The sequence below is a fragment of the Tenacibaculum agarivorans genome, assembly GCF_001936575.1.
In the GTDB taxonomy this organism is placed as follows: Bacteria; Bacteroidota; Bacteroidia; order Flavobacteriales; family Flavobacteriaceae; genus Polaribacter; species Polaribacter agarivorans.
Genome location: NZ_MSMP01000042.1, coordinates 1 through 24,743, shown reverse-complemented (window position 1 = coordinate 24,743; position 24,743 = coordinate 1). Strand labels below are relative to the sequence as shown.

Sequence of the window (24,743 nt, the reverse complement as noted above, 5' to 3'; positions counted from 1 at the left end):
GTTGTATTCTTAAAGTGATAATTCGTAATTCAAAAAATTATAAATCGAAAATCAAAGATCATGTATAAAGTATCGATACTAGTTTTAACGATAGGACTTTTCTTTTCATGTCAATCAAATCAACAATATACCACAATGCAAAAAGACCATTTAATTACTAAAGAAAGCACTTTAGATTTCGAAAACACCTATACTACAATCAAAGAAAGAATAGTGAACAATCCAAATCTTACGTTATTATTTGAATTAGATCATAGTGCTAATGCTAATAAAAAAGATTTAAGTTTACGACCTACTCGTTTATTAGTATTTGGAAATCCAAATTTAGGAACACCATTAATGGAAGTAGCGCCAACTTTAGCAATTGATTTACCTCAAAAAATCATGATATATGAAGATAAAGGGAAAGTATATATCAATTATAATAATCCTGAATACTTAAAAGAACGCCATACAATTCAAGGAAAAGATGAATTGCTAAGTAAAATTAGTAATGCTCTGAATAAGATAACTACAATTGAATAGGGTGTTACAGGTTATTTAGAGAACCTAAAAGATCACTTGGGTCATTTCAATCCCTCGTGAAGACAAAAACTGAATGTCTTTGAGAGTGTAACGCAGAGGAACGAAGCAATCTGTCAGTGGTGAATTTCCAATAAAGTTAAGAACTATAACTTAAAAGATCACTTCGATTATTTCAATCCCACGTGAAGACAAAAACTAAATGTCTTTGCGAGCGTAACGCAGAGGAACGAAGCAATCTGTTTATTAGACAATAAAAAAACTTGTTTTAAGACTAAGATTGTTTCTATTTTATTGCTTATAATAAAACTGATTTTTATTCTATCAATCTATAAAAAGTAAGTTGGTAATCAGGTAATAATTCAGGTTGTGTAATTTTTATCAAATCTTTTAAAACTAAATCTGGACGAATAGGAGCAAACTCATAATACTTGATTCCGCCTGTTGCGCCTTTCACACTAGCACTGGTATATGTTTTTCCGTTTTGTAAAGGAGGAAATTGAGTATAATGTTTATTGAATTGCAGTAATTTTTCTTTAGTTTCATAACTACCACAACCTATCCAAAAGTCAGCTTCTTGTGCTTTATCTAACACACTTTCAAAACTAAGTTGAATACTACCTGTACCTTTGGTATCTTCCCATAAGTAATTTAAATTAGCGTCTGCTAGAAATTTAGCAATAAAGCTATTGCCTGCTGGAGCATACCAAATATCTTTAAAAAGATTACCGGATAGAATAGTATACTTTTTTTCTGTTTTTTTAGCAAGTTGTTGTACAGTCAAATAATCCGTCTCTATTTGCTTAAAAATGGCTTCTGCTTCTTTTTCTTTGCCTAATAAAATACCAAAAAACTTTATCCATTCAGCTCTACCCAATGGCGTTTCTTCCAACCATTCTCCATTAAAAACAACAGGAATACCAAGCTTTTTGATATTGTTGTACAATTTGTTATTAGGGTGTAGAGAGAAACCTATGACAACTTCAGGATTTAAATCCATAAGTAGCTCAGTATTCATACTTTGTTCAGAACCTAATTCGATAATGTCTCCATCATCAATACGCTTTCTTGTTTTTTCAGAAGAAATATATTTTGAGTGCGGAAATCCAACAATTTTATCTTGAGCTCCTAGCAATTCAATCATAGGAATATGGCTAGTGCTGGTAGCTACCAATCTTTCCATAGGAACTTTTAGTGTGTTGTTTTTAATGTCATTATGATCAGAGAGTAGATATGTAAAAGGTTCTTTATGATTTTGAAATACCTTTTTTAGAATAAGATAAGTTTTACCGTTTTCTTTACTAATATCGAATCCTTTTGCATAAGTAACAGAAGAAGTTTTCTGCTGAGTTACCACTGTTTTTTCTTTTTCTTGTTTACACTGAATGCATAAAAGGAAAAGTAAAAATGGTGTGATGTATTGTAGTAATCGGGTCATCATTATTTGCTGATTGTTATTTTTAATATTTGACCATAAGTTAGCTTGAGATCAAACGTTTTATGTAAAGGGATAGTATTGTAGTATGCCCAGATGCTGCGCATAACACCAGCATGTGTAACAATTACAATATTTGAGTTATGACGAGTAGAGGTTATTTCATTTAAAAAGTCTAGCACTCGATTATATAAATCTAAATAAGACTCTCCATTAGTTGCTGGAACTTCTACAAAGTTTTTCATCCATGGATTTAGTTCTTCAGCAGGAATATCATCCCATTTTAGTAGTTCCCAATTTCCGAAATCCAATTCTTTTAATCGGTTGTCAAAAATAACTTCAGCACTAATTTTTTTTGCTAGTTTTTCACACCGTTGTAAAGGACTTGCGTATACTTTATCAAAAGTATATGAATCCAATTCACTTAAAATAGGTTGAATTTCTTCACTAAAAGAAGTGGTTACATCAATGTCTGCTTGTCCATAACAAACACCTTTTTCTATATCAGGAGTGGTATGTCGAACTAAAATAATTTCCATAGTACCAGTAAAGAAATATAAAAAACAACTTCTGCTACTTGTTGTAGCGCACCTGCACAATCTCCTGTTTGTCCACCAATCCATTTCTTAAAAAAATGTCCCATGTATGCATACACAATTACTAAAGGGATGATGGAAAGAAATACAAAAAGGTTTTGAAAAAGAAATAGTGGTAAAATTCCAAAAAAAGCAGCAATAATGAGTGATGTTGTACTCATTTGCTTTGTAGTAGGTTTAATTTTAGAAGTATCTATATCTCTAACATATTCATGAGTATATAATAAAATAGTAGCTATAAATCGACTAATGGCATGACCAGCAATTAAAACTATAGGAATATTAATTTGTGAAGAAAGTGCTTGTAAACTTAAAAACTTCAGGCTTAAAATACTCAACAATCCAATAACACCAAAAGTTCCTAGACGGGAATCTTTCATAATGGTGAGAATTTTTTCTTTGGTCCAGCCACCACCAAATCCGTCACAAGTATCTGCAAAGCCATCTTCGTGAAAAGCACCAGTTGTCCATACAGAACTTATCATGCTTAACACTAAAGAAATTTCAGGAGAAAAAATAAATGTACATCCATAATATACCAAAGCAGCAATACCACCTACCAACATTCCAACTAATGGAAAATAACGGCTACTTTTATTTAGTGCTTCAGGAGAATGATCTACCCATTTCGGACAAGGAATTCTTGTAAAAAATAAAACAGCAGTTAAAAAATAATGGATTTGTTTTTTCATTCTAAGTTTTCATTTATTATTGACTCCTAATTCGCTTCAGAAACATTAGCACTTTCAAACGTAGCCATTTCATTTAAAAAATTAACAGCCGATTGTATTATAGGGTATGCAACAGCAACACCAGAACCTTCACCTAATCGCATTCCTAAATTAAGAATAGGAGAAACTTGTAAATGAGATAACATTTTTTCATGCCCTTGTTCTCCAGAGGTGTGAGAGAATATACAATAGTCCAGTATATTGTTGTCGATAGCATGAGCAGCTAATAGAGCAGAAGTCACAATAAAGCCATCAATTAAAACAGTCATTTGTAAACGAGCAGCTTCTAACATAGCACCACATAACATCACAATTTCAAAACCTCCAAAACTAACTAATGCATCTATTGGGGTTTCAATTTGATCCTTATGAAAATCAAATACTTCGCTTAAAATTTCTCCTTTAGTATGTACACCTTTGTCATCTAAACCAGTACCTTTTCCAACACAATTTTCAATTGGAGTATTGGTAAAGTAACTCATTAATAAAGCAGCAGCAGAAGTATTTCCAATCCCCATTTCTCCAAAACCAACAATGTTGGTGCCTTGTAAATGCAATTGTTGAATCACATTTCTACCTGCATCTAAAGCAGTTTCACAAGCTTCAACAGACATAGCTTTTCCTTCTGAATAATCTGAAGTACCCGAAGCTATTTTATGATTTAAAAGGTGAGTAGTATAATCAAAAGTGCCATTCACTCCAGCATCTACAATAAAGAGTTCAATATTGTGTTGCTTACAAAAAACATTAATAGCTGCTCCGCCTTGTACAAAATTTAGCACCATTTGTTGGGTTACTTCTTGCGGGTAAGGGCTTATAGGTTTATTTTTTACAATACCATGATCCCCAGCAAAAACGACTACAGCAGGTTGATGTAATTCAGGAGTCAATGTGTTTTGTATTTGACCAATTTGTAAGGCAATTTTTTCAAGAGTTCCTAAAGAGCCAATAGGCTTAGTTTTAAAATCTATTTTCTTTTGTAACTCTGTTACCAGCGTAGTAGAGATGGGTGTAATCATCTATTTTTATTTTAAAGTTAAAGGCAGGCCAGAAACCATAAAAGTGGCTTTGTCAGCTTTCTGTGCAATAAACTGATTAACCCAACCTTGAAGTTCTGTAAACTGTCTTCCGGATTTAGTTTGAGCATGTAAACCCATTCCAATTTCGTTAGAAATGATAATAATAGTTGAATCTAATTCCGATAGCTTTAGAATTTCTTCTCTAGCAAGTTGTAAACAAACTTCTACATTATAATCAGTATCTGTGAAAAAATTTGTCAACCATAACGTAACACAATCTACAACTACTGTACTATTAGGAGGAATTACAGCGCTTATATTTTTCTCTTCTTCAATGGTGGTCCATCGCTCATCTCTTTCAGAAATATGACGCTGTACACGTTGTTTAAAAGTTTCATCCCAAATTCTTGAAGTGGCCAAATAATACGGATTGTCAGCTAAAGACTCTGCAAGTTCTTGTGCATATCTACTTTTTCCAGATCGTTCACCACCACTTATGTAGTATATCATTTTACATTGACTTAATTGATAGCAAAGATTATAATTTTTGTTGAAATAAAGGAAGGGTAGTTTATGATTTGTAGTTGATGAGGTATAGTTAACGAAATCGTAAAACAAAATATTTTTCAGAATAAATTACCAAAACAAACCACTTTACTAGCTGTAATAAAGTGGTTTACCATTAACTTTTAATGAATTTGGCAATATCCTCTAAAACAGAAGAATTTTTCATATTCAAAAGGAGGTCTTGAGCTTAGTGAATCACAATCTCTATCAGTGCGACAACGAGCTAGAAAAAAAGCTCCTTTTACCAATTGTTGCTCAGATTTTGTTAATGGTGTACCTAGTTTTGAAATGTTTGTAAACATGATTTTAAATGTATTTGGTTAATTATTACTAATATACTAAAAAGATAAACTGGAATTACACCTTTATAAATTCTACTTTTTAAAAATCAGTTAGATGTATTATAGAAATCCATCAATTATCATATTTCGTCAATAAGTTCATTACCAAATGCAGCAATTTGGTCAATAATAGGTAGGGTTTTTATCCCTCTATCGGTAAGAGAATATTCTACTTTTGGTGGAATTTCTTTGTATGCTTTTCTATGAAGAATTGAAGCTTCAGTTAGTTTTTTTAGTTCTTGAATAAGCATTTTCTCACTTATAGCTGGAATCAATCGTTTTAATTCTCCAAATCTTTTTTTCTCCCTTCCAATTTGAAAAATAATTTGCATACTCCATTTTCCACCTATAACGTTCATAGCAGAGCTAACCGGACAAGAATTATTTTTTTTCTCATTTTTATCAATCATAAAATATTGATTTATAGTATTACTAACTTTTAAGTAAGTACCTTACTATTTAGTATGTGCTTGACTTTTAGATAGTAAAGGTACTAAATTTGTATTCGTAATTAAAACTAAAAGTAAAGATGAAAATATTTGTATCAGGTGCAACAGGTGCTCAAGGGGGAAATATAGCTAAAGCTATGATTTCTAAAGGTCATAATGTAACTACCATTTCACGTTCTGAAAAAATGTTAAATAAAATTGAGATTTTTAAAGGAGACTTAAATGATGTAGAAAGTATAGAAGCAGCATTAAAAGGAACTGATGCAGCTGTATTTACCTTACCTTTAGTTTTTGATGAAAAAGAAGCTAAAAATTATGTTGCGAATTTTATAAAAGCAGCAGAAAAGCAAAATATAGATCTTGTAGTATATAATACTAATTTTGATTTACCTGAGTCGAATAATGGTTTTGATAGTCTTGATTTAAAAAGAGAATTGAAAGAACAGTTTGATAATGCTGAACTAAATGTTATTACTTTAATGCCAGATGTATACTTGGACAATTTAGCAGCGCCATGGTCTATTCCAGTAATTTTAAACAATAATATTGTGCCTTATCCAGTAGCATCAGGTTCTAAAACCCCTTGGATCAGTCATGCTGATTTAGGTAAATATACTGCCTCTGCAATAGAAAAGCCTGAATTAGCTGGGCAAACATTACCAATTGGAGGAAATGTGGTTACAGGTGAAGAAATAGCAGACGCAATTTCGAACCAAATAGGAAAAACAGTAAATTTTGTTGGAGTATCTCCAGACGATTTTGAGCAGCAATTGACTCCTGCCTTTGGAGAAATTCCAGCAAGAGAAATTTCTAATCTTTATCGTTATGTTGCCGATAAAAATGAATATTTAATCTCTAAAGATTTTGCAAAAACCAATGAGATACTAAATGTACAGCCACAAACATTAGATGATTGGGCAGCATCTGTGAAATGGGAGCTATCTTAAAATTATTGTTTAGCTACAAATTAAAAAAGGAATTATTATGAAAAGTAATAATTCCTTTTTTAATACTAAATAAAGAATTTTCTAGCTATGTTTACTTAATTAGAAGGTGAGATATAGAATCTTTAAAAGTAAATAATTCATTACGACTATTCATAAAGAATAAGAAACATAAAATGTTAAACCCGGAAATTATAACGATTTATGATGGTTAATTTATAATTATACTATAAATTTGCCTCGATTTTTGGTTTTATTTCAATTTCATTGGAATAAATTAAAAGGGAATTCGGTGTAAAACCGAAGCTGTTCCCGCAACTGTAAGCTATAAAGCTAGTAACTACATACTTTTAACCACTGCGTAAGCGGGAAGGTAAGTTACATGACGCAAGCCAGGAGACCTGCCAAAAATTATGGGATAACAAACCTTCGGGATAAAGGTTTTTATAGGGCATATAATGAAGCAAGTTTTATTTTCGATTATTTGTTTTTGTGCAATTTACATTGAAGTATATGCACAGAAAGACACTATTACTAACAACCAACTCAATGAAGTAGTTGTTCAAGCTAATAAAAGGTTAGTTAGAAATTCTACCGCATTAAAGGTTACTACTATCAATGATTCTATTATTGTTAATAATTTAGAATCGTTTACTTCTTTATTACGTTATAATACGTCATTATATTTAAGAGAACACGGTGTTGGTGGTACCAGTTCTGCAAGATTTAGAGGAACAAGCTCCTCTAATACTGCAGTGTTATGGAACGGAATTAATATCAATTCGATAAATAATGGACAAACAGGGTTTAACTCATTAACTGTAGGTTTATATGATGAATTAAATGTTCGTAGTGGAGGAGGAAGTATAGAGTTTGGCTCGGGAGCTATTGGTGGAACCATACACTTAAACGATATTTTAAAATTTAATGAAGAAAAGAAATTTAAAAATCAATTGGTAGGTACTTTTGGCAGTTTTGCTACCATCAATAGTTTATATAAATTAAAGTACCAGTCTAAAACATACGCAGCAAACTTTGGAATTTCTTATAATGGTTCAGATAATGATTATCCATTTTTAAATTCAGAGTTTAGAAATGCCAATGGGGCGTATGATAATTACACTATCAACTTTTCAAATGCATATAAGTTTTCTGATGCATTAGTATTAGAGTTTTTTACGACTTATTATTTAGGAGATCGACTTTTATCAGGAGAGCTACCTAATCCTACAGCAGCTAATGATAAGTATCAAGATATCAATCAAAGAAATTTATTATCACTACAGTTTAAAAAAAATAATCTACGTTTAACTACAAGATTAGCCTATTTATTTCAAAAGTACAAGTATTTTGACGATAAGGAGTTAGATGCTTTTAATTTTGGAAGTTCAGATCGGATTTTTGCAGATGTAACGATAGATTATACATTCCCTTCTCTACAGGCTACGCTTAGTTCAAACACACGTTTTGAAAGCGTATATGGTAGAACAGATCAAATTTCAGAGAGAAACAGACAAGAGTTTTCCCAGTCACTGATTTTTAACCACAATCTTAAACGTAGTTTTTCTTACGATATAAAAGTGCGAAAAGATTACAATTCTGATTTTGACGTTCCATTGAGTTATGCTTTTGGTTTTAAGTTGAAACCTATTTCTCATTTCTTTTTACGAGCAAATACTTCTAGAAATTATAGGGTCCCAACCTATAATGATCTGTTTTGGCCAGGACAAGGTAATCTGGATTTAGTTCCTGAAACTTCGTTACAAGGAGAAGTAGGAATTGGATATCAATCGAAAAAAGTCAATTTAGATATAGCTTACTTTACTATCAACACAGAAGATAATATCGTTTGGATGCCAGGAGGAGACCCAAATAGACCTGGAGTATGGACACCTGTAAATATTGAAGAAACACTGAATCAAGGTATTGAAGCATCTTTTAATTTTAGTCACAGCTTTTTAGATCAATTTGCAACAAATTTTTCTATGAACTATACCTATGTAGATGCTACAAATAAGAACACAGAAAAATCACTTCCATTTGTACCTAAGCATATTGCTAATACTAATGTGAGTGTTAGCTATAAACGTTTATCAATTTTTTATCAAAACCTATTCAACGGAAAAATTTATACTACAGAAAGTAATCATGAAGATTTTGTAGTTGATAATTTTAATGTCTCAAATATAGGATTACGTTATAATTTCATAAAAACAGAAAAACAAAACATGAGCATAGGGGGAAAGGTGAACAACCTTTTCAATACAGATTATGTAATCATTCAGAATAGACCTATGCCAGGTATTAACTATAATTTAAACATAAACTATACATTCTAAAAATGAAGAAAATTAATTTTTTAAAAGTATTATTATTTTCAGGACTTTTATTTTTCATCTCTTGTAGTGATGATAATGAAAAACAATTACCGAGAGGAGATTATGAAAATGGAATTTTAGTAAGTGGAGAAGGATCAGGAGCAGGAACAGGTTCAGTTTCTTTCATTTCTAATGATTTATCAAATACTGAGAGTAAGATTTATAATAAAGTAAATGGAACTGATTTAGGTACTTTTTTACAATCTCTAGCATTTGATGACGATAAAGCTTATATAATAGTAGACAATCAAAATACAATTACAGTTGTAGATAGATTTACTTTTGAAAAGCTAGATGAAATAAATGAAGGATTAGAAAACCCTAGGTATATGACTGTAATTGGTAGTAAAGGATATATTACTAACTGGGGAAAAGGTTCTTTTGGAGATAATATAGATGATGATTTTATTGCAGTTGTAGATTTAAATACATTTAAATTAATAACTAAAATAGATGTGGCGGTTGGTCCTGAGAGAATAACTAATAATGGAGATAAAATATTTGTTTCTCATAAAGGAGCGTATGGTACAAATAATAAGATATCTGTAATTGATGCTGATAATAACAATGTAGAAAAAGTTATTGATGTAAAATTTAAGCCAGATGAAATGGATTTTACTGCTAATGGAAATTTAATTGTACTTTCTGGAGGAAATGAATCTTGGACAGGTAATGAAACAGTAGGAAGTATAGCTACTATAAACACAACAACTTTGGAAGTAAGTTCTGAAGTAGTTTTTCCTGATGGTGTTCACCCAGAATTAATGGTAATAGAAGGTAATACTATTTGTTATAGTATAGGAAATGATGTGTACATGATGTCAGTAACAGGGAATACATTACCACAAGCAAAAGTACTAACTGCCGTAGATGGATTCTTATATGGTATAGAATTAAACAATGGAAAGTTATATGCATTAGATGCTAGTTTTACTGATATAAGCAAAATGAATGTATTTAACTTAAGTACAATAACTAAAGAAACTACTTTAGATGCGCCGTTAGGAGCTTCTAAAATATATTTTAACTAGCTGAAACTTTCAGCTTAGTTTAGTTGTTCCTTATCTATCAAAAAAGGTTACCAATTCGGTAACCTTTTTTTATATCAATTTTTTAACTTCTTGTTTTATTATTGCCACTGCAGTTTCAGTTGGACTTTCAATTTGTGAATAGTCAATTAACAAATTTTCTCTAAGTTCTCTAGCATTATCGCTACTTTCAGCAGTAGTTCTAATTTTATTAATTATAGCTAATTTAGAACCAACTACAGCTTTCCATGCATTTTCATGAACATATAGCTGTTGTACCATATTATGCTCATATTCTTGTTCTATATTACCAATTAAAAGGTGTGCATAACTATCTGAATCTGTTCCAATAGGATTAATTCTGGTTAACAATTTTGCAGGATTCATACGCTCACAAAACAATAGTAAACGCTCATAAGCTTGTAATTTCATAGGCAAGCTTTCTCTTTTCTTTTGAATCAACGCTTCGAATTTTTTTTCGTTTTCATCTCTTTGTAAAAAAGAACTAAACATAAAATATGCTACACCTCCTGTAACTAAAGCAGGTAATGCAAAAGCTAGTCCTTCCATTATTTTGTCTTCCATGTATTCACTAAAAAATTAATTGTTTAAAAAATCAAATGTTAATTGTGTCATTGTTTTTACACCTAATAACATACCACTCTCATCGATAATAAAATCGGGGGTATGATGAGGATAAGGATTAGTATTACCAACGGTTTTACCTCCTAAAAAAAAGTAAAAACCAGGCACCTCTTTTTGAAAGAAAGAAAAATCTTCTGCTCCAGTAATGGCTTTAATTTCATGTACATTTTTTGTGCCTGCTACTTTTTGTAATGTTGGTAAAACTTGTTTAGTTAAATCTATGTCATTAAATGTTATTGGATACCCTTTTTCAATTTCTATAGAGGCTTCTGCTCTGTACGATTTTGCAATGGCAGGAACCATTTCCTTCATTCTATCATTAATCTGTTCTTGCATTCCATAATCCAAAGTTCTAATAGTGCCAATCATTTCAGCACTTTCAGGAATAATATTACTACGTACTCCAGAATCAATTTTTCCAACTGTAATTACAGCCCCTTCATTGGTTAAATCAACTTCTCTACTGATAATAGTTTGTAAACCATCAATAATTTTAGCAGAAATCATGATTGGATCTATACTAGCCCAAGGTCTAGAACCATGAGATTGTTTACCTTTTACGTTAATTTTAAAGGTTTGAGAAGCCGCCATAATTCCACCAGACTTATAACTTATAGTACCAACATCAAAACCAGAAGCAATATGCAATCCAAAAATAGCATCAACATTTGGGTTTTTTAGTACACCTTCTTTTACCATTAATTCTGCACCACCTTCTTCACCTTCTGGAGCTCCTTCTTCAGCAGGTTGAAAAATGAATTTAACAGTACCTTTAATTTGGTCTTTATGTTTTGATAAAATCTCAGCAACACCCATAAGAATGGCAGTATGTGTATCATGTCCACAAGCATGCATTACACCAACTTCTTTACCTAAGTAGGTTGATTTTACGGTAGATTTAAATGGTAAATCATTTCGTTCTATCACAGGAAGTGCATCAATATCAGCTCTTAAAGCTACTACCTTTCCTGGCTTACTACCTTCTAAAATTCCCACAACTCCAGTTTTAGCAACATTTTCTTGAGTTTTTATACCTAAGCTTTTTAAATGCTTAGCAATTTTTTTTGCCGTATTAAATTCTCTGTTTGAAAGTTCAGGATTTTGATGAAAATATCTTCTCCACTCAATAACTTTAGATTCAATCTCTTTAAAATCATTAGATAACTCTTGAGCAAAAGATGACATTAAAGATATGCTAAAGGTAAAAGTGAGAAAAAAAGATTTCATAAAGTAAAATGTATTTGAAGGGATGTAATGGTTTTGGTTTATCTTTATGTAAAGATACAATTTGTTTTCACATTTATTTATTGGGAAAAAGGTTAAATACTTGTGAATAAAATTTGAACTAATCTACATTCTAAACTAGAATTATTCCTGTATTTTAGCCTTTAAATTACTTTCAATCATATATTTCCATTGAGTACTTATATAGAACAACTTAACGAACCACAAAAAGCCGCTGTCTTACAGAAAGATGGGCCAATGATTATTATAGCAGGAGCAGGTTCAGGAAAAACAAGAGTGTTAACTTACAGAATAGCTTATTTAATGGAGCAAGGAGTAGATTCATTTAATATTCTGGCACTAACGTTTACCAATAAAGCTGCTCGAGAAATGAAAGAGAGAATTGCAAAAGTGGTAGGATACAGTGAAGCCAAGAATCTATGGATGGGAACCTTTCACTCTGTTTTTGCAAGGATATTAAGATCTGAAGCAGATAGGTTAGGGTATCCCTCTAACTTTACAATTTACGATTCGCAAGATTCAGTACGTTTGATTACTGCTATAATCAAAGAAATGAATCTTGATAAAGATCGATATAAACCTAAGCAAATTTTAAGCAGAATTTCGTCATTCAAGAATAGCTTAATTACTGTTAGAGCATATTTTAATAATTCCGATTTGCAAGAAGCAGATCTAATGGCGAGTAGACCTAAAGTAGGTGATATTTATAAAGAGTATGTAGACCGATGCTTTAAATCTGGAGCTATGGATTTTGATGATTTACTATTACGTACTAATGAACTTTTATCACGTTTTCCTGATGTACTAGCTAAATATCAAGATCGATTCAGATATATTTTAGTGGATGAGTACCAGGATACTAACCATTCTCAATATTTAATAGTAAGGGCACTAGCAGATCGTTTTCAAAATATTTGTGTGGTAGGTGATGATTCGCAAAGTATTTATGCCTTCCGTGGTGCGAATATTCAAAATATCTTGAATTTTCAAAAGGACTATCCTGATGTTAAAACATTTAAGCTAGAGCAGAATTATAGGTCAACCAGAAATATTGTTGACGCTGCCAATTCTGTAATAGCTAAAAACAAAACCCGGTTAGATAAAGAGGTATGGACAGCCAATGAATCGGGAGGGTATATAAAGGTAATGCGAACCATTTCTGATGGTGAAGAAGGTAGGTTTGTAGCACAATCCATTTTTGAAAATAAAATGAATTTGCAATTAACCAACAATGAGTTTGCTATTTTATATAGAACAAATGCGCAATCTAGAGCAATTGAAGATGCACTACGTAAAAAAGATATAAAGTATAAAATCTATGGAGGAATTTCATTCTACCAAAGAAAAGAAATTAAAGATTTATTATCGTATTTACGTTTGTTAATCAATCCAAATGATGAAGAGGCACTAAAACGTGTGATTAATTATCCTGCTAGAGGTATTGGTCAAACTACAATTGATAAGTTAACGATTGCTGCAAATCATTATAAAAAGTCAATTTTCGAAGTGATCTTAAATATGGCTTCTTTAGATTTAAAAATCAATACAGGGACTAAAACTAAACTTGAAAATTTTGCGAATATGATTCAGCGTTTTCAAATAGAGTCTCAAACTAAAAATGCATATGAAGTAGCTGATCAGGTAGTAAAACAAACACAATTAGTTAAAGATCTTCAGAAAGATGGCACTCCAGAAGGAATCAGTAAGGTTGAAAATGTTCAGGAATTATTAAATGGGATTAAAGATTTTATTACTGATAAAATCGAAGCTGGAGAAGATGCGTCTTTACCTATTTTTCTAGAAGATGTGGCCTTAGCAACAGACTTTGATAGTGATAAAAAAGATGAAACGCCTCGGGTATCTTTAATGACTATTCACTTAGCAAAAGGACTAGAGTTTCCATATGTTTATATTGTTGGTTTAGAAGAGAATTTATTTCCTTCGGCTATGAGTATGAATACCAGATCTGAACTAGAAGAAGAACGACGTTTATTTTATGTAGCCTTAACAAGAGCAGAAAAGCAAGCATATCTAACTTATGCACAAACAAGATATCGTTGGGGTAAACTTACTGATGGAGAACCCAGTCGTTTTTTAGAAGAAATCGATGATAAGTTTTTAGAATACATTACCCCTAAATTACCTGAACCTAGAGCGAATCGATTTATAGATGCAGATTTATTTGACGATGCTCCTAAAAAGATTCGTTTTCAAAAACCAATTCAAAAGAAAAGAAAAGAATTTTTAGATAAAAAATCAGGAAGCTTGATTCCTCAAAAAGGAAAAATGAAAAAAGTTTCTGAAGTTTCATCAACGAAAACAAACCTGTTTGATGGTGACGTAGCGGTAGGTAATATTGTTGAGCATAACAGATTTGGTAAGGGAGAGGTTGTAGGTTTAGAAGGAAAAGGCCCTAATAAAAAAGCAGAAATTCAATTCGCCACAGTAGGTAAGAAAAAACTATTATTACAATTCGCAAAATTGAAAGTTATAGGATAATAATAAAAATAGACTATGGGATGGAAAGCATCTATGTTGATTGTGAACTCCAACGAACAAGTTGAAGAAATTGAATTATTGAAAAAGCTTGGTTTTCATGAGCTAACATCAATAGGAAGTCACTTTTTTGAAGAGGTTATAAACCCTAATGAAGGCGAAGTATATATTGGAAGTTTTCAAGGGAATTTATTGATTTGTGCTCAAGATCTTCCTACTACTTTTTTAAATGAAATTATTTTAAAGGGAGAAAAAACCTTAACAGAAGCTTTTCCTGAAAATACTGAAATTTGCGCTATCGCGTTACATAGTGTAGTTAATTTTTGGGGATATTCAATTTCTAAAAATAAAGTAAAACTAAGAGTAAGAGGAGGTAGTGCCGAAAGCGGTACTTTTATCGAATATGGAGAACCTTTAAAAGAGGAAAAAGAGTTATTAGCAAAGGCTAAAACAATTCATGGAGAAAGATTGTTTCATTTCGATGAGGTATCTGACGAATACTTTACCGATGATCAGGTTGGAGAAAATTTTGTTTTTGAAATATCTAAAAGATATTTCAATGAAAGTATTGACACAAATTCATTACTTTTTGATACAAAATTAAAAGGATTTAAATTCAGGAAATCTTCTTTCAATCATCCTAAAAACACTAAAGAAGTTAATAAAAAAAGCAAATGGGTTAAATATCTGTTCATTATAATCGCTGTTATTATTTGGCAAATTCTAAAAAGGACAGTTTTTAAAGGTTAAATAGTAATTCAGAATTCATAATTAATCCTTACTTTGCGTTAAATAAATTAAGAGAATGACGTTTGATTTAGAATATAACTCAGGAAGAACTAAATTGATTATACCAGAATATGGTAGACATATACAAAAATTAGTAGATCACTGTATAAATCTACCTACAAAGGAGGAAAGAAATACAATGGCAAAAGCTATAATAGATGTAATGGGAAATTTACAACCTCATTTACGTGACGTTCCAGATTTTAAGCATAAATTATGGGATCAGTTGCACATTATGGCTGATTTTAAATTAGATGTAGATTCTCCTTATGAGCAACCTTCACAAGAAGAACTGAAAGAAAAACCTCAGTCATTACCTTATCCTAAATCTGCATCTAAATACAGATTCTATGGTACGAATATTCAAACCATGATAGACGTAGCATTAACTTGGGAGGATGGTGATATGAAAGAAGCGTTAGTGTATACTATAGCAAATCATATGAAGAAGTGTTATTTAAATTGGAATAAAGATAATGTAGATGACATTGTGATTTTTGATCATTTGTATGAATTATCAGATACTAAGATAGATTATAGAGAAAAAGAAGACGAGTTAGCAGATGTAAAAGTGCTATTGAAAAATAAAAACTCACAAGGAAAAAAGAAACCAACAAACAATAAAAATTCTAAAAACAGAAGAAAATAAATGGCATCTTTTAAAATAGAAGGAGGACATCAACTAAAAGGTACAATTACTCCTCAAGGAGCTAAAAATGAAGCTTTACAAGTTATATGTGCAGTTTTATTAACCCCTGAAAAAGTAGTGATCAATAATATCCCTGATATTATTGATGTGAATAAGCTTATTTTTATTCTAGGAGAATTAGGAGTTAAAATAGAAAAATTAAGCTCCAATTCATATAGTTTTCAAGCAGACGATATAAAATTAGAATATCTAGAAAGTCCTGAATTTAAAAGAGATGGAAGTTCTTTAAGAGGGTCTATAATGATCGTTGGTCCTTTGTTAGCAAGATTCGGCAAAGGGTATATTCCAAGGCCTGGTGGAGATAAAATAGGAAGACGACGTTTAGATACCCACTTTGAAGGTTTTATCAACTTAGGCGCAAAGTTTCGTTATAATAAAGAAGAGTATTTTTATGGTGTAGAAGCTGAAGATGGTTTAACAGGAACCGATATGCTTTTGGATGAAGCTTCAGTAACAGGTACAGCGAATATTGTAATGGCTGCTGTTTTAGCAAAAGGTACAACTACCGTTTATAATGCTGCATGTGAACCTTACTTACAACAATTAAGTAAAATGTTGAATAGTATGGGAGCAAAAATATCAGGTGTAGGTTCAAACTTATTAACTATTGAAGGTGTAGAAAGTTTAGGAGGTTGCGAACACAGAATTTTACCAGATATGATTGAGATAGGTAGCTGGATTGGTATGGCTGCTATGACACAATCAGAATTAACAATTAAAGATGTAAGTTGGAAAGATCTAGGGCAAATTCCCAATGTATTCAGAAAATTAGGAATTCAATTAGAAAAAAGAAATGATGATATTTTTATTCCTGCTCAGGAGAGTTATGAAATTCAAAACTACATAGATGGTTCTGTATTAACAGTAGCTGATGCTCCTTGGCCAGGTTTTACACCAGATTTATTAAGTATTGTATTAGTAGTAGCTACTCAAGCAAAAGGAACTGTATTGATTCATCAAAAAATGTTTGAAAGTAGATTGTTCTTTGTCGATAAATTGATAGATATGGGAGCTAAAGTAATTTTATGTGATCCACATAGAGCTACAGTAATAGGGCATAATCGTCAATCACAATTAAAAGCTACAAAAATGACATCACCAGATATTCGTGCTGGAATTTCATTATTAATTGCTGCTTTATCTGCAAAAGGAACAAGTATCATACATAATATAGAACAGATCGATAGAGGATATGAACGTATTGTTCCTAGATTACAAGCATTAGGTGCTAAAATAGAAAGAATAGAAGATTAAATTCGTACTTCAAGATAGAACATATAAGGAAAAGCGGCTTTTTAAGTCGCTTTTTTGTTTTCTTATATTTCTACATTAAAAAGAGTAAGGTTAAAAATTAATTACGACTCTATGAATAGAAAATCATGATGAACAAATATTTTAAAAATGAAAAAAATCGTCTTAACGCTATTTTTAAGTGTGTCTTTAGCTGTTTACTCTCAAACTGAAGCAGAAAAATTTACGTCTAGTATAGAAGATACACATCAAAAATCTACTTTTTTAAGTAAAAAATATATCTCTTATAAAATCGATATTAAATTCGGAGGTAAAGATTATATGAAAGGAACTATAATTCAAGAACCAGGAGGAGGGAAGATTAAAATTCTTAAAGAAGATGGAGCTACCATTATTTTTGATGGATCTAATGTTTATGGTAAAGGAATTCCAGCTAAAGCCAAAGGAGGCGCTAGATTTGATATTTTTACTTGGTCTTACTTTCTAGGTTTACCTTATAAATTAAATGATAAAGGTACATTGTGGTCTAATTTTGAAAACAATAAATGGGGTAAAGAAAACTTGAGTACAGGTAAATTAGCTTTTGCATCAGGAACTGGTGATGCGCCAGATGATTGGTATGTAATCTATAAGTCTAAAAGTAATAGATTAGAAGGAGCAGCTTACATTGTTAGTTTTGGTAAAGGAAAAGAAGCAGCAGAAAAAGAACCACATGCTGTAAAGTACAATAGTTACAAGGTAGTTGAAGGTATTCCTTTTTCTACGAATTGGACTTTCCATTTATGGAACTTAAAAGAAGGATATACGGACCAAATAGGTGAAGTAAGTATTACAGATATCACTTTTATAAATGAAGTTGATTTTACTATTCCTGAAGGAAGTGAATTAATTAATGCGCCAAAGTAATAAAATACTGGAGAAATAGCTACCTGGGTAGTTTCCAACAAAAAATGCGTCTGATCTTCAGACGCATTTTTTGTATAAAAATAAATTTTATATCGTTTCTTCACAAGTGTAAACTTGAGGACAACCTATTAGTTTTTGGCAATACAAAGGTCCAGTAACTCTTCCTGCACAATCGCATCCACACTTACTTAAATCTCCGTAACCGATTAAATCGATTCCTCCGTTTACTTCTTGTTGTTGTGCTTTACTTAATTGAGTAGCACCCGGTACATTTAAAAATGATTTTTTCATAATTTCCAAAGGGACTTTTTAAATTAATATTTGATTAAACTGTTTTAAAAATAATAAAGTAATTTCTTAAAAAAGTAGCATTACATAAAAAAAAATGTTAAAAAAAAGGCATCTAAATTCTAGATGCCTTGGAGTTAATGTATTTCAGTGATTTAGCTTTTTTTAGAACCTTCAGCAGTTTCTTTTTTATGCTCTTCTAACATTTTAGAATCTTCAGCTTTAACTGTTTCGTGATCTTTCAGCATTTTTTTATGTTCTTCAATCATTTCAAGATGTTCTTTCTTTAATCTCTCATGATCTTTAGTCATTTCTTCTAAGCTAACTTTTCCGGTGGCATGTTTCTCTTCTAGTACCTTATGTTCTTCTACAAGGCTTTTGTGTTTTTCAATTAAAGAGTTATGAGAAGTTAAGATAGCAGCATGAGTTTTCTCGTTTACGACATGAATTGAATCATTTTCAAGATCTTTATGAGTTGCAATCATTGTGCTGTGATCATCACTCATAGCTGCATGTTTTTTTTCAAGCTCTTCATGAGTATTCATCATTACTTCGTGTTCAGCAAGTAAAGCTTTATGTTCTGGACTTTCAGCAGGATTTTTTTTACAAGATGATAACGTGATTATCATTGCAAATAAAACTAAGTTTAGGAGACGTTTCATAATGTTTATAATTTATAGTTCTTTATAATATAATAACCAGTATTCTTTTTCTTTAGTATAAATATGTCATATTGACACAGTTTCTCTATTGGCAATATTCTTGCTACTACAAAGTGTAATTAAAATTAAATTGAAGTATTTACCATGAGTAAAGATGAATATACTAGAGAAGATGAACTAAAGGATGCTATCGATAATGCTGAATTAGAAACCAATACTGAAGATACTACAAGTGTTGAAGGAGAAGCAAAAGAAGTAGTAAATGAAGAAACTACTGGACCAAGTTCAGAAGATTTATTACAAGCAGAAAAAGATAAATATCTACGTTTGTTTGCTGAGTTCGAAAACTATAAAAAAAGAACTACTAAAGAGCGAATTGAATTATTTAAAACAGCAAGTCAGGAATTAATGACAGTTTTACTGCCAGTTTTAGATGATTTTGAAAGAGCACTGACACATATTGAAGATGACAAGGAAGCAGAAGAGCTTAGAAAGGGAGTTTTATTGATTTATCAAAAGTTATTAAAAACCCTTGAGCAAAAAGGATTGACTGCTATTGAAGTAAATCAAGGAGATACTTTCGATGCAGACACTCACGAAGCTATTACTCAAATACCAGCACCTTCAGATGATTTAAAAGGAAAAATAATTGATTGTGTAGAAAAAGGGTACAAGTTAGGAGATAAGATCATTCGTCATCCAAAAGTTGTAGTAGCACAAGCATAAATCAATTATTAATTATCAATTATCGGTTATCAATAGTGTATTGTTAATGGTTAATTGTCAATTGAAAAGACATGGCAAAACAAGATTATTACGAAATATTAGGAGTTTCTAAGTCTGCTACTCAAGCAGAAATTAAAAAAGCATATCGTAAGATGGCTATTAAATACCATCCAGATAAGAATCCTGATGATAAAAGTGCTGAAGAAAAATTTAAATCATGCGCCGAAGCTTATGAAGTATTAAGTGATGAGCAGAAGAAGGCGCGTTATGATCAATTCGGACATGCTGCTTTTGAAGGTGGAGCAGGAGGTTTCGGTGGTGGCGGAATGAATATGGATGATATCTTTAGCCAGTTTGGAGATATTTTTGGTGGTGCTTTCGGTGGTGGTTTTGGAGGCTTCGGCGGTGGTGCCAGACAAGCACGAGTAAAAGGAAGTAATCTTCGTATTAGAGTAAAACTTACTTTAGAAGACATAGCGAATGGTGTAGAAAAGAAGGTAAAAGTTCGTCGTAAAAAGCAAGCAGATGGTGTAACTTATAAGGTTTGTCCAACCTGTAAAGGTTCAGGTCAACAAACAAGAGTTACCAATACAATTTTAGGAAGAATGCAAACCGCTACAACATGTAGTACATGTCATGGGGCTGGAGAAGTTATCGATAAAAGGCCAAGCAATGCAGATGCTCAAGGTTTAGTAGTAGAGGAAGAAACAGTAACTATAAATATTCCTAAAGGAGTTGTTGAAGGGGTACAGTTAAAAGTTGGAGGTAAAGGAAATGAAGCTCCAGGTAAAAATTCAATCCCAGGAGATTTATTAGTACTGATTGAAGAAGTACCGCATGAAACTATTAAGAGGGAAGGAAGTAATTTACATTACGATTTATACATAAACTTTTCCGAAGCAGTTTTAGGAACATCAAAAGAAATTGAAACGGTAACAGGTAAAGTAAAAATTAAAATTGAACCAGGTACCCAATCAGGAAAGATTTTAAGATTAAAAGGTAAAGGTTTACCAAGTATTGAAAGTTATGGAATAGGGGACTTCTTAATTCATATTAATGTTTGGACTCCTCAAGAGCTAACTAAAGACCAACGCAAATTTTTTGAGTCGATGTTAGTAGATGAAAATTTTTCACCTAACCCTCAAAAAACAGATAAATCGTTCTTTGATAGAGTTAAAGACATGTTTTCTTAAAAAAATGAACATTTTTTTTACTTTTATTTTGTGAGTAATTAAAAATGTTCTATATTTGTAGTGTCTAAGAGACGTCTTAGATACTTTTTCTTTTTCATAGCAATTTTCCCACTCAATCTTTGAGTGGGTTTTTTTATGAAACACGATTACAAAAATATTGGCAGACCAACCTTATCGCTTTACTCTGAATTTGTTTCAGATTAAAGAGGAAAGTCCGGACACCAAAGAGTAAGCATAGCGGATAACATCCGTCCAGTGTAAACTGAGGACAAGTGCAACAGAAAGAATGTACAGGTAATGCTGTAGTGAAATCAGGTAAACTCTATGCGGTGCAATGCCACGTATATTAGAGCTCGAGTGTTACTCGCACAATTCTAAGGGGTAGGCAGATAGAGATTGATAGTAATATCAGTACTAGATAAATGATAAGGACCTTTTAGGTAACAGAATCCGGCTTATTGGTCTGCTTTTTTATATCTATTTAGAATTAATATAAAAAAAGTATTATTTAAAAAACTAAGTCAAAATTGCTAGATGCTCAATAAATGATTTTATTTTAATTCTATTTTTAACAAATCTTCATTTTAGAACTTGTTTTTTGCTAAATCCTTATATAGCAGTTTGGTTTATACTTTGCTTTAAAAATAAAACCTAAAATCGTACTTTTGTTGGGTTAAATTTATCGAAATCGATTGCATTAGTGTACGGTAATCATTTTCCTAAGCACATAGAATTCAATTTACATTTTGTATTGATTTAACACTCAACTAGAAACATGTGACAGGTGAAAATCTGTACAAACGACACTGTACAATTAACTCAGGCAATAATGAATTGTTTATGATTTCTACATTGCCTTTAACATTGAAAAGTTTTCTATTTTATGAACTACCAAGATTACCTTAAAGAGATTGAAGAAAGAAAAGGACAAGGACTTCATCCAAAACCAATAGATGGAGCAGAATTATTAAGTGAAGTTATTGAACAAATTAAAGACGTTCAAAATCCACACAGAAAAGAATCTCTTAACTTTTTTATTTATAACACCTTACCAGGTACCACAAGTGCAGCTGGAGTAAAAGCAAAGTTTTTAAAAGAAATTATTCTTGGAGAAACTAATGTAGAAGAAATTTCTTCTGACTTTGCGTTTGAACAACTATCTCACATGAAAGGGGGACCTTCTGTTGAGGTATTATTAGATTTAGCTTTAGGAAGCGATACTACTATAGCTACTGAAGCTGCCAAAGTACTAAAAACTCAAGTGTTTTTATATGAAGCTGATACAGAGCGCCTAGAAAACGCAATGAAATCAGGAAGTGCTATTGCTAAAGAGATTATAGAAAGTTACGCACAAGCTGAATTCTTTACAAAACTACCAGAGATACAAGAAGAAATTGAAGTAGTTACTTATGTTGCTGGAGTTGGAGATATATCTACTGATTTATTATCACCTGGAGCAGATGCACACTCTAGATCTGATCGTGAATTACACGGGCAATCTATGTTTGAGCATAACAAAGACATGCAAAATGAATTATTAGCATTACAAAAGGAACATCCAAATAAACGTGTAATGTTGATTGCTGAAAAAGGAACTATGGGAGTTGGTTCATCAAGAATGTCAGGTGTTAATAACGTGGCTTTATGGACAGGTATTCCTTCTAGTCCATATGTGCCTTTTATCAATATTGCACCAGTAATTGCTGGTACTAATGGTATTGCTCCAATTTTCTTAACAACAGTTGGTGTAACAGGAGGTATTGGTATCGATCTTAAAAACTGGGTGAAACAAAAAGATGAAAATGGAAATACTATCGTAGATGAAGATGGTGATCCAATTTTAAAAGAAGTTTATTCAGTTGAAACAGGTACAGTTTTAACAATCAATACAAAAGAAAAGAAATTATATAACGGAGATACTGAATTAAAAGATATCTCAACTGCATTAACTCCTCAAAAGATGGAGTTTATTAAAGCAGGAGGTTCTTACGCAGTTGTTTTCGGTAAAAAATTACAAACTTTCGCATGTAAATCGTTAGGTATTGATGTACCTCAAGTATATGCACCTTCTAAAGAAATCTCTATTGAAGGACAAGGTTTAACTGCTGTTGAGAAGATTTTCAATAGAAATGCAGTAGGAAATACTCCAGGAGTAACGTTACATGCGGGTTCTAATACTCGTGTAGAGGTTAATATTGTAGGATCTCAGGATACTACTGGTTTGATGACTTCTCAAGAATTAGAAATGATGGCTGCGACTATTATTTCTCCAATTGTAGATGCTGGTTATCAGTCAGGATGTCATACCGCTTCTGTTTGGGATGATAAGTCAAAAGCTAACATTCCAAGATTAATGAAGTTTATGAACGACTTCGGATTAATTACTGGACGTGATCCAAAAGGAGTTTATCATGCAATGACGGATGTAATTCACAAAGTATTAAATGATATTGCTGTTGATGATTGGGATGTAATTATTGGTGGTGATTCACATACAAGAATGGCAAAAGGTGTTGCTTTCGGAGCTGATTCTGGAACAGTAGCTTTAGCTTTAGCAACAGGAGAGGCAACTATGCCAATTCCTCAGTCTGTTAAAGTTACATTCAAAGGAAACATGGTTCCATACATGGATTTCCGTGATGTAGTACATGCTACACAGCAACAAATGTTAGATCAATTTGAAGGAGAAAATGTATTCCAAGGAAAGATTATTGAAGTACATATTGGAACTTTAACTTCTGATCAAGCATTTACATTTACAGATTGGACTGCTGAAATGAAAGCAAAAGCTTCTATCTGTATTTCTGAAGATGAAACATTAATTGAATCATTAGTAATTTCTAGAGATCGTATTCAAATTATGATTGATAAAGGAATGGATAATGAGAAGCAAGTATTACAAGGTTTAGTTGACAAAGCTAACAATCGTATTGCTGAATTAGAATCTGGAAGCAGACCAGCTTTAAAACCAGATGCTGATGCTAAATATTATGCTGAAGTTGTTATTGACTTAGACAAGATTGTTGAGCCAATGATTGCTGATCCAGATGTAAATAATGAAGATGTATCTAAGCGTTATACTCACGATAATATTCAACCATTATCTTTCTACGGAGGAACTAAGAAAGTTGATTTAGGATTTGTTGGATCATGTATGATTCACAAAGGAGATATGAAAATTTTAGCTCAAATGTTAAAGAACATTGAAGCGCAACAAGGTGAAGTTAAATTCAATGCTCCATTAGTAGTTGCACCTCCAACGTATAACATTGTTGATGAGTTAAAAGCAGAAGGTGATTGGGATGTTTTAGCAAAGTATTCAGGTTTTGTATTTGACGATGATGCACCAAAAGGAGCAGCACGTACAAAATATGAAAACGTATTATACTTAGAGCGTCCAGGATGTAATTTATGTATGGGTAACCAAGAAAAAGCGGAACCAGGAGATACGGTAATGGCTACATCTACACGTTTATTCCAAGGTCGTGTGGTAAGAGATTCTCAAGAGAAAAAAGGAGAATCTTTATTATCATCAACGCCTGTAGTTGTATTATCTTCAATTTTAGGTAGAACTCCTACTTTAGAAGAATATCAAGCAGCTGTTGAAGGTATTGTGTTAACTAAATTCAAGCCATCACAAAAATTATTAGTAGTTTAATTAGAAATATTAATATAGCTTTAAAAAAATCCTGAGTTTATGAACTCAGGATTTTTTGTTGTTATAGGAATCTAAACAATCATGTTAAATGTGAATAATACGATTTTTGGAATATAATTTCGCATACATATTTTTGTCACTTCGAGTGAAATTATTCGTAAATAA

Annotated in this window: 23 protein-coding genes, 1 other RNA gene and 1 riboswitch; of the genes, 13 read left to right on the top strand and 11 right to left on the bottom strand. The window is 31.7% G+C overall.

What is annotated here, in order from left to right; genetic code table 11:
* The first annotated feature begins 60 nt into the window (after nt 1-60).
* The gene (locus BVC87_RS20645; protein ID WP_075344304.1) at nt 61-525 is read left to right on the top strand and encodes a DUF302 domain-containing protein; all 465 of its coding nucleotides are present in this window, start codon (nt 61-63) and stop codon (nt 523-525) included.
* A gap of 313 nt (nt 526-838) precedes the next feature.
* On the opposite strand, the gene BVC87_RS20640 is transcribed toward BVC87_RS20645, so the two are convergent.
* The 7 genes from BVC87_RS20640 to BVC87_RS20610 form a co-directional block, all read right to left on the bottom strand.
* Nucleotides 839-1,963, bottom strand: coding sequence for an ABC transporter substrate-binding protein (locus BVC87_RS20640; RefSeq protein ID WP_083629664.1), 1,125 nt, complete (start codon nt 1,961-1,963; stop codon nt 839-841).
* Nucleotides 1,963-2,496: an alpha-ribazole phosphatase gene (cobC, locus tag BVC87_RS20635; RefSeq protein ID WP_075344302.1), complete on the bottom strand. Its 534-nt coding sequence runs from the start codon at nt 2,494-2,496 to the stop codon at nt 1,963-1,965. Before cobC ends, BVC87_RS20640 begins: the two co-directional genes overlap by 1 nt.
* The gene (locus tag BVC87_RS20630) at nt 2,481-3,245 is read right to left on the bottom strand and encodes an adenosylcobinamide-GDP ribazoletransferase (protein ID WP_075344301.1); all 765 of its coding nucleotides are present in this window, start codon (nt 3,243-3,245) and stop codon (nt 2,481-2,483) included. The genes cobC and BVC87_RS20630 overlap by 16 nt, the downstream gene beginning before the upstream one ends.
* 26 nt (nt 3,246-3,271) lie before the next feature.
* The gene (cobT, locus tag BVC87_RS20625) at nt 3,272-4,303 is read right to left on the bottom strand and encodes a nicotinate-nucleotide--dimethylbenzimidazole phosphoribosyltransferase (RefSeq protein ID WP_075344300.1); all 1,032 of its coding nucleotides are present in this window, start codon (nt 4,301-4,303) and stop codon (nt 3,272-3,274) included.
* A gap of 6 nt (nt 4,304-4,309) precedes the next feature.
* A complete protein-coding gene (locus BVC87_RS20620) occupies nt 4,310-4,813 on the bottom strand; it encodes a bifunctional adenosylcobinamide kinase/adenosylcobinamide-phosphate guanylyltransferase (RefSeq protein WP_075344299.1) in 504 nt (167 codons plus the stop codon).
* Nucleotides 4,814-4,992: 179 nt separating this feature from the next.
* The gene (locus BVC87_RS20615) at nt 4,993-5,172 is read right to left on the bottom strand and encodes a hypothetical protein (protein WP_075344298.1); all 180 of its coding nucleotides are present in this window, start codon (nt 5,170-5,172) and stop codon (nt 4,993-4,995) included.
* Nucleotides 5,173-5,291: 119 nt separating this feature from the next.
* Nucleotides 5,292-5,621, bottom strand: coding sequence for a winged helix-turn-helix transcriptional regulator (locus BVC87_RS20610; RefSeq protein ID WP_075344297.1), 330 nt, complete (start codon nt 5,619-5,621; stop codon nt 5,292-5,294).
* Between the two features lie 119 nt (nt 5,622-5,740).
* Between BVC87_RS20610 and BVC87_RS20605 the strand changes: the two genes are divergently transcribed.
* The 3 genes from BVC87_RS20605 to BVC87_RS20595 all read left to right on the top strand — a co-directional run bounded on the left by BVC87_RS20605 (nt 5,741) and on the right by BVC87_RS20595 (nt 10,013).
* Nucleotides 5,741-6,607 carry an SDR family oxidoreductase gene (locus BVC87_RS20605; RefSeq protein ID WP_075344296.1) on the top strand — a complete coding sequence of 289 codons (867 nt, stop codon included), beginning with the start codon at nt 5,741-5,743 and terminating at the stop codon, nt 6,605-6,607.
* Between the two features lie 228 nt (nt 6,608-6,835).
* Nucleotides 6,836-7,027, top strand: a riboswitch (cobalamin riboswitch).
* Between the two features lie 35 nt (nt 7,028-7,062).
* Complete coding sequence (locus BVC87_RS20600) at nt 7,063-8,943, top strand: TonB-dependent receptor plug domain-containing protein (RefSeq protein ID WP_075344295.1); 1,881 nt, start codon at nt 7,063-7,065, stop codon at nt 8,941-8,943.
* Between the two features lie 2 nt (nt 8,944-8,945).
* Nucleotides 8,946-10,013, top strand: coding sequence for a YncE family protein (locus BVC87_RS20595; RefSeq protein WP_075344294.1), 1,068 nt, complete (start codon nt 8,946-8,948; stop codon nt 10,011-10,013).
* A gap of 69 nt (nt 10,014-10,082) precedes the next feature.
* Here BVC87_RS20595 and BVC87_RS20590 read toward each other — a convergent pair whose 3' ends face one another.
* Both BVC87_RS20590 and BVC87_RS20585 read right to left on the bottom strand, forming a co-directional pair.
* Complete coding sequence (locus tag BVC87_RS20590) at nt 10,083-10,595, bottom strand: DUF7935 family protein (protein WP_075344293.1); 513 nt, start codon at nt 10,593-10,595, stop codon at nt 10,083-10,085.
* Nucleotides 10,596-10,610: 15 nt separating this feature from the next.
* Nucleotides 10,611-11,882, bottom strand: coding sequence for an amidohydrolase (locus BVC87_RS20585; RefSeq protein WP_075344292.1), 1,272 nt, complete (start codon nt 11,880-11,882; stop codon nt 10,611-10,613).
* A gap of 255 nt (nt 11,883-12,137) precedes the next feature.
* Between BVC87_RS20585 and BVC87_RS20580 the strand changes: the two genes are divergently transcribed.
* From BVC87_RS20580 to BVC87_RS20560, 5 genes are all read left to right on the top strand, one after another.
* Nucleotides 12,138-14,399 carry an ATP-dependent helicase gene (locus BVC87_RS20580; RefSeq protein WP_394331645.1) on the top strand — a complete coding sequence of 754 codons (2,262 nt, stop codon included), beginning with the start codon at nt 12,138-12,140 and terminating at the stop codon, nt 14,397-14,399.
* A gap of 15 nt (nt 14,400-14,414) precedes the next feature.
* Entirely contained in the window at nt 14,415-15,146 is a 732-nt protein-coding gene (locus BVC87_RS20575) for a DUF6928 family protein (RefSeq protein WP_075344290.1), read from the top strand.
* Between the two features lie 55 nt (nt 15,147-15,201).
* Nucleotides 15,202-15,834: a DUF4290 domain-containing protein gene (locus BVC87_RS20570; RefSeq protein ID WP_075344289.1), complete on the top strand. Its 633-nt coding sequence runs from the start codon at nt 15,202-15,204 to the stop codon at nt 15,832-15,834.
* Complete coding sequence (gene murA / locus BVC87_RS20565) at nt 15,835-17,148, top strand: UDP-N-acetylglucosamine 1-carboxyvinyltransferase (RefSeq protein ID WP_075344288.1); 1,314 nt, start codon at nt 15,835-15,837, stop codon at nt 17,146-17,148.
* Nucleotides 17,149-17,295: 147 nt separating this feature from the next.
* The gene (locus tag BVC87_RS20560) at nt 17,296-18,051 is read left to right on the top strand and encodes a hypothetical protein (protein WP_075344287.1); all 756 of its coding nucleotides are present in this window, start codon (nt 17,296-17,298) and stop codon (nt 18,049-18,051) included.
* 87 nt (nt 18,052-18,138) lie between these two features.
* Here the strand turns inward: BVC87_RS20560 and BVC87_RS20555 are convergent, their stop codons facing one another.
* Together BVC87_RS20555 and BVC87_RS20550 are read right to left on the bottom strand one after the other, a co-directional pair.
* Nucleotides 18,139-18,342, bottom strand: coding sequence for a hypothetical protein (locus BVC87_RS20555; protein WP_075344286.1), 204 nt, complete (start codon nt 18,340-18,342; stop codon nt 18,139-18,141).
* Nucleotides 18,343-18,494: 152 nt separating this feature from the next.
* Entirely contained in the window at nt 18,495-19,001 is a 507-nt protein-coding gene (locus BVC87_RS20550; RefSeq protein ID WP_143569864.1) for a hypothetical protein, read from the bottom strand.
* Nucleotides 19,002-19,145: 144 nt separating this feature from the next.
* Here BVC87_RS20550 and BVC87_RS20545 point away from each other — a divergent pair, with 144 nt between their 5' ends.
* From BVC87_RS20545 to BVC87_RS20530, 4 genes are all read left to right on the top strand, one after another.
* Nucleotides 19,146-19,727, top strand: coding sequence for a nucleotide exchange factor GrpE (locus BVC87_RS20545; protein WP_075344284.1), 582 nt, complete (start codon nt 19,146-19,148; stop codon nt 19,725-19,727).
* A gap of 71 nt (nt 19,728-19,798) precedes the next feature.
* A complete protein-coding gene (gene dnaJ, locus BVC87_RS20540; RefSeq protein WP_075344283.1) occupies nt 19,799-20,920 on the top strand; it encodes a molecular chaperone DnaJ in 1,122 nt (373 codons plus the stop codon).
* A gap of 157 nt (nt 20,921-21,077) precedes the next feature.
* Nucleotides 21,078-21,394: RNase P RNA component class A (rnpB, locus tag BVC87_RS20535), an RNA gene on the top strand.
* A 409-nt stretch (nt 21,395-21,803) separates the two neighbouring features.
* A complete protein-coding gene (locus BVC87_RS20530; protein ID WP_075344282.1) occupies nt 21,804-24,578 on the top strand; it encodes a bifunctional aconitate hydratase 2/2-methylisocitrate dehydratase in 2,775 nt (924 codons plus the stop codon).
* Nucleotides 24,579-24,743 lie beyond the last annotated feature (165 nt).